The organism is Enterococcus sp. 3H8_DIV0648 (assembly GCF_002140655.1).
Taxonomy (GTDB): Bacteria; Bacillota; Bacilli; order Lactobacillales; family Enterococcaceae; genus Enterococcus_A; species Enterococcus_A hulanensis.
Genome location: NZ_NGLG01000001.1, coordinates 271,020 through 276,678, shown reverse-complemented (window position 1 = coordinate 276,678; position 5,659 = coordinate 271,020). Strand labels below are relative to the sequence as shown.

Genomic DNA, 5,659 nt, shown 5'->3' with positions numbered 1-5,659 from the left:
GTATTGTTTGTATTAATATAAACAATACAAAGGAGGGCAAGTAAATGATTTTAGAAATTGATCCCCATTCTGATGAAGCGATCTATCTCCAGTTGCGAAAGCAGATCATTATCGGCATCGCTCAAGGCGAGTTGAAACCAGGCGAACAACTACCAACAGTCCGGCAATTTGCAGATGAATTAGGTGTGAATACGATGACCGTGTCGAAAGGCTATCAGCAATTGCGTGAAGAAGGCTACTTGATTACCGATCGACGCAAAGGAACATTAGTCGCCCCGCTGCCTGTCTCCTCTAAGAAGACAAGTGTAGAAAATTTGACCTTGCTGTTGGCTGAACTTTACTTGTCGGAACCTAATGAAAAAGCCGTTCAAGAAAAAGTTCAAAAGATTTTGACAAGTTTTGGAAAGGATGACGTTTGATGCTATCACCTCTTATTTTAGGTATATTGATTTTTTGCAACTTCATCATGGCATTTACCAATTCTTTAGCGGCCAAGCCTCATAACTATGTAATCGTGGAAAATACCTTCCCAGCGGATAAAATCGATGATCCACGTGTGCTGGCTTTTCGAAAGAATTATCGGAAGCGCCAATTTCAATTAGCAGGCGTATTAACTGTTTTAGATTTAAGTCTGCTGATCCCTATGAAGGACTCGATCTTTATGATGCTTTTCTTTGTCCTTATATATATCACAATCGGTGCAGGTTATCTGTTGCAGATTCGTTATATTCGAAAAGGTCACCAATTGATCGTCGATAATAACTGGCAATTAACAGAGCAACCGATTCAGGTCGATACAAAACTTGTGCTTGAAAAAAATCGAAAATTAGTTTCTCCTTGGTGGTTTGCTCTTTCACTTGGAGTGTTGATTGTATTGACGTTCATACTTCATCAACAAGGTATGGAAAGTTTGACTTGGATTTTATTATCCGCTTGCGGAATTACTTTAGCGTTGTTCATCTTAGGCTGGTGGATGATCAGTCGAATGCCAGTACGAGCTTTGACAAATGATTCTACGATCAATCGCCAATACAATGATCTGACAAAATTTTATTGGTCAGCCTTTATGGCGGCAACAAGTTTCTTTGTTAATCTAATTGTTTATCTTCCATTATTAACGATGAATATCAGTGATCGCTTTTTTGAAATCCTAATGATTGCAGAATTTTTGCTGGTTTTCATTTTCTGCGGCTTTACTTTATGGTGGCTGCTCCGCTTGCGCAGCAAGCAAGATCAATTATTGGCTCAGACACCAAGCTTTCGCTATGCCGGCGATGATTATTATTGGCGATATGGTATTTACTACAATCCAGAGGATCGACGCTTTATGATTCCTGATCGCATTGGGTTGAATATCACGATTAATTTGGCCAAGGTTGGCGGGAAAATCTTCATCGGACTAATTCCTGTCGTATTGATCGCATCCATGTTAATTGTGGTCGTGCCCTTGTACATTTTGGATTATCGTCCTGATCCGCTAACTTATGAAGTAAATCAGGAAAATATCAGTTTAGATGGTCCCTTCTATCGGAAACAAACAATCAATTATGATGCCATCGAAAACGTAGCCTTGATTGATAAAATGCCAACCGCCGGAATGAAGATTAATGGTCTTGCGACAGATAATTACGCAATTGGAAGTTTTAAAGTTGACGGTAAAGCCGCTACCCTTTTTGTGGATCATCAGTCCAAGCCGATCTTAAAAATCTCAACAAAGAAACGAGATTATTATTATACTAATACCGATTCCACAGTTACTAAAAAAGTCTATCAAAAAGTACAAGCACATCAGTAAAGCAAAACGCCCTCTTCATTTTCAGAAGAGGGCGTTTTTATTATTCTACGGTACCGATCCGGTTGATCGGCCAGAAAACAAATTTTACATTGGTTAAAATATCCTTTTGATTGATCATACCGATAATGCGGCCGTCTTTTGATATCCGCCGATTATCGCCTAAGACAAACAGCTGTCCAGCTGGAACTTTTTCGTGTCCAAACAAATGCTGCAAATCAAAATCATTGGTTAATGGTTGACCATCCGTCAAGTTAGCTTTGTACTCATCCAAATAAGGTTCATCATATTTCTTTCCATTGATATAAAGCTGATCATTTTTATAAGCTACTGTATCTCCCGGTAAACCAATCACACGTTTGACATAATCTCTGCCCGGATCGTCTGGCGCTGGAAAAGTCACGATATCGAATCGTTCGATATCAGTGTGCTTCAGACCAAACATTCGCTCACCATCGTTTAAAGTCGGTTTCATTGAGTCCCCGATCGCCTCGACAGGCGTAAATACATAATGTCGCAACGCAATAACCGCACCGATCATTACGACATACATAAGAATCGTCTTCACAACTTCCTTCACTTTCACTTGCTTGCCTCCTTTTTTATCTTGTCTCGTTGTTCTTATAATTAATTTACCATACTCATTCTGTTGTGAACATAGTCGAACGAAATGAAATCACGTAAATAAAACTTTTGGGCAATCCGCACAAAAAAAGCAAAGGCATCAGTTAAGTAATGCCATGACTTATTTTAATTTCTTTATTTCAGCTTCCTTATAAACAGCGATCTCATCGATCAAATTTTCAGAGATCGGTGTACCAAATGGTAGTGGTGTTTTAAGAAAATCGCGTTCAGGTGCATCCACGCCAACGTTGATATCCTCAGCAATCGGCATACTATAATTATGGATGTGCCCATGCAAATTGCGAATATTCAATGTTTTGCCTAAAAGCATCGGATAGTGTGTCAGATAATATTGATGATGATTGAATTTGACGATCGCACCTACATCATGAAATTCAAATTTGTCCTCACCGTTGGGAAGCTTCGGATCATGTGCTGCCAAATACCTGAAAAACGTCCGAGAATCATGATTACCCTTGATAAAAACAATTTTACCTTTTAATTGTACCAGCTGCTTTAAAATATCGGTAAAGCCTTTTTCATATTGGGGATGCATCGCCACATCGCCTAGATGATAAACAGTATCTTTCTCATTGACGACGGCGTTCCACGCATTGATCATTTGTCGATTCATCTCTTCGACAGAATCAAATAAACGCGGCGCAAAATCATTGTCGCCTAAAAGATTCTCGTGAAAATAGTGTGTATCTGATATAAAATATTTCATTCTGATCACCTGCAAACGAATTCTGATTCTTTCTTTTATTTTACCATCTCTGCTAAAAAAATGTGCTATTACAGCCATCGACAAACAAATATTTTAGCTGGCGATAGTCAAATAAGGCTTCCCTTTGCGATGAGTTTAGCCTTTATTTGCGATGTTTCTTTTTTCTTTGATTAAAATTATCCAAAAGTTTTCGGTCTTTTTTGGAAAGCTTTTTACCATTTGGTTTAACAGGTGTGTCAACTTTTGGCGGTTTTTCTGTGCCTTCTTCAAGAATAGCTCCTGCTGCCAAAGTTGGGATCAGATCGTTTTTCGGTTTTGCTAACGTTGATAATGTTTCCTGTTGCTGACTATCTTTTTCGTCTGGAACAATCCTTGATTCTATATTTGTCTTATTGCCAATAGGCAGATCTGCCGGCAATTTTTCAAAGCCTTCTTCTGGATCATCAAAAGATTCTTCTAACATAGCCGCCTCTGCTTCTTCAAAAATCCCTTTAAGCAACATGATGAGTTCTCCCTTAGTCAACACAGAAAGGTCCATGCCATCCACCAAAACCTTCTCAACGTTTGTATCCGCATTTATCTGTGTGAGTTCTTTCGCCGAATTTTGGATAGACTCCGGCTGCTCTTTCGGTTGTTTTGTACTATAAAGCGTCGTGGTTCCTTTAAACTCACAATCCAAAAATTTGGCAAATTGACGTACATCGCCCTTTTGAAAAATCGTCAAGCTCGTTAAAACGATGAGAATACGTCTAGTTTCCTCAAGCGTATTCCTTGGGTCGGCATCTCTTAATTTCCAGGTATGCTTTTTCCCATTGGCATCTTCAAAAATAGAATCCAAAGTGTAGCTATCATAGTTACCAGCAAGCGCAGCACTGCCTCGATTTTTCAGATTACCTTCGTGTATTCGCATCTTTTTAGTCGCTTTATAATACGCATTTTCATTTTTGAACAACCGCTTGATAACGTTGCTCCATTCGCTCTCATCCAAATAGTCCTTGAAAAATGGACTGAATTGTCTTAGTGTTTCGCTTGGTTCGGCTTGAAAAAGCAGGTCCCGCACAACATCTTGACACGGCAGCGAAAAATCGCTTGCCACTAGCGCATTTCTTACAATAATCGCTACGATATATTCCACTACTAGATCTGCATTTTTGGTTGCTTCCCAAAACTTGCGTACTTTTGTCTCAAGGTTCTTTCTGTTCTTCATCGTAAAAAGTTGTCGTCTGGTCAGTTGTTTGATTTCCATGCTTATTCGCTCCTTTTTCAATGTTATGTTCTCTTTACTATTAATGTACGTAAAAAAAGAAAAACTCATCCAAAATCTTTCAAAATTTTTAGCGATTTGCGAATAAATAACAAAAGGAAAACAAATAAACAAGGCTGCCAATTTAAACTTGGTAGCCTTGTTTTTGTAGAAGTGCTTGATATTTTAGTTTGATAATCGTAATAACTGCTTCCAGTTGAGTCAGGTCTTCAACTTTGGTCACATCGAATTCTTTGGTGCGCTTAAAGGATTTACCCGTATCAATCAAATGAAAGATTTGGTTCCATTTTTCAAATTCAGAAAGATTTTTGAGATTAGCGATCGGAAAGGCAGCGCCATCACAAATTTCCCACAAACGGAAGATCAAAAATGCCGTATCGATCACTTCCATCTTTTTCTTTTTTTTACTGCAGGTAACAAGTACTTTTTCAGGATTGTATTCCAAATACCAGTCTAGAAGAATAAAAAAAGCTTCCCAACGATAGCTGTCGCGGAACATTTTTTGCGTGTCGGGCATATCGCGGAAAATTAGCGGAATTAAGTAGCTCTTCTTGTATTTCCAACAAGGAATTCCGTCGATAAAATAATCAACGTAACGGGTCAAGTAGCTATTTCCTTCATAGTCGCTGATATAATAATCTTCTACACCATATTTTTGAAACTCTTTTGTCAGGTTGGCACAGTCTTCTATAGAAACGGTCAGCCCTGACAAGAGACGGAAATCAGAAATAATTTTGTGATGCTCGATCGTATGTACCTTGTGAACCAACTTCTCACCTTCGTTTCCAACAATTTTCTTAGTATTAGTGTACCATAATCTTTTCGAAATTAAGCTTTTAAGCGTTAAAAAGATTTAGAAAAAAAGGTGAATAAAGAAAAAAGAAAGCGGATTATAATTACATTCCCCTTGTTTAACTATTCAGATAGAAAAACATCCATTATATCTAATGGATAAATAACCTTGATTTCATTTCTACACATAAAAAAAGAGCATCCAAAAGATAAGTTCACCCACCTTTGAATACCCTAAAAATTCTCTTTAAAACCCGTGCGAATCTTTTACAACTTACACTATGCCTTATTTTCCCTGTCTCTTTAAGCCTCGGTTATTTTTTTCTTAATTCCTTCAAAATCGTTTTCCACGACCTCGTTTCCCGACACCCATATGACCTTCGCGTTTTTCGCCCGTTCTGCATAGAGAGCTTTATTTGTCTTAGGAATAACGATTACATCTGCATTTGGCAGCTCTTCT

6 protein-coding genes are annotated in these 5,659 nt (G+C 38.2%); 2 read left to right on the top strand and 4 right to left on the bottom strand.

Annotated features, from left to right (window positions below):
* Positions 1 to 44: 44 nt before the first annotated feature.
* Positions 45 to 419: a GntR family transcriptional regulator gene (locus tag A5875_RS01270; protein ID WP_088931930.1), complete on the top strand. Its 375-nt coding sequence runs from the start codon at positions 45 to 47 to the stop codon at positions 417 to 419.
* A complete protein-coding gene (locus A5875_RS01265; RefSeq protein WP_088931929.1) occupies positions 419 to 1,795 on the top strand; it encodes a PH domain-containing protein in 1,377 nt (458 codons plus the stop codon). Before A5875_RS01270 ends, A5875_RS01265 begins: the two co-directional genes overlap by 1 nt.
* Before the next feature lie 40 nt (positions 1,796 to 1,835).
* Here A5875_RS01265 and lepB read toward each other — a convergent pair whose 3' ends face one another.
* The 4 genes from lepB to A5875_RS01245 all read right to left on the bottom strand — a co-directional run bounded on the left by lepB (position 1,836) and on the right by A5875_RS01245 (position 5,176).
* Positions 1,836 to 2,378 carry a signal peptidase I gene (gene lepB, locus A5875_RS01260; protein WP_088931928.1) on the bottom strand — a complete coding sequence of 181 codons (543 nt, stop codon included), beginning with the start codon at positions 2,376 to 2,378 and terminating at the stop codon, positions 1,836 to 1,838.
* A 159-nt stretch (positions 2,379 to 2,537) separates the two neighbouring features.
* On the bottom strand, positions 2,538 to 3,143 hold the full coding sequence (locus A5875_RS01255; RefSeq protein ID WP_088931927.1) for a metallophosphoesterase: 606 nt from the start codon (positions 3,141 to 3,143) through the stop codon (positions 2,538 to 2,540).
* Between the two features lie 142 nt (positions 3,144 to 3,285).
* Positions 3,286 to 4,389: a hypothetical protein gene (locus A5875_RS01250; protein ID WP_088931926.1), complete on the bottom strand. Its 1,104-nt coding sequence runs from the start codon at positions 4,387 to 4,389 to the stop codon at positions 3,286 to 3,288.
* A 142-nt stretch (positions 4,390 to 4,531) separates the two neighbouring features.
* Positions 4,532 to 5,176, bottom strand: a complete 645-nt coding sequence (locus tag A5875_RS01245) for a hypothetical protein (RefSeq protein ID WP_088931925.1) — start codon at positions 5,174 to 5,176, stop codon at positions 4,532 to 4,534.
* Positions 5,177 to 5,659 lie beyond the last annotated feature (483 nt).

Coding starts and splice junctions, on each gene's coding strand:
- A5875_RS01250 (WP_088931926.1), bottom strand. CDS start 4,389: ATGGAAATCAAACAACTGACCAGACGACAACTTTTTACGATGAAGAAC.
- A5875_RS01265 (WP_088931929.1), top strand. CDS start 419: ATGCTATCACCTCTTATTTTAGGTATATTGATTTTTTGCAACTTCATC.
- A5875_RS01270 (WP_088931930.1), top strand. CDS start 45: ATGATTTTAGAAATTGATCCCCATTCTGATGAAGCGATCTATCTCCAG.
- A5875_RS01255 (WP_088931927.1), bottom strand. CDS start 3,143: ATGAAATATTTTATATCAGATACACACTATTTTCACGAGAATCTTTTA.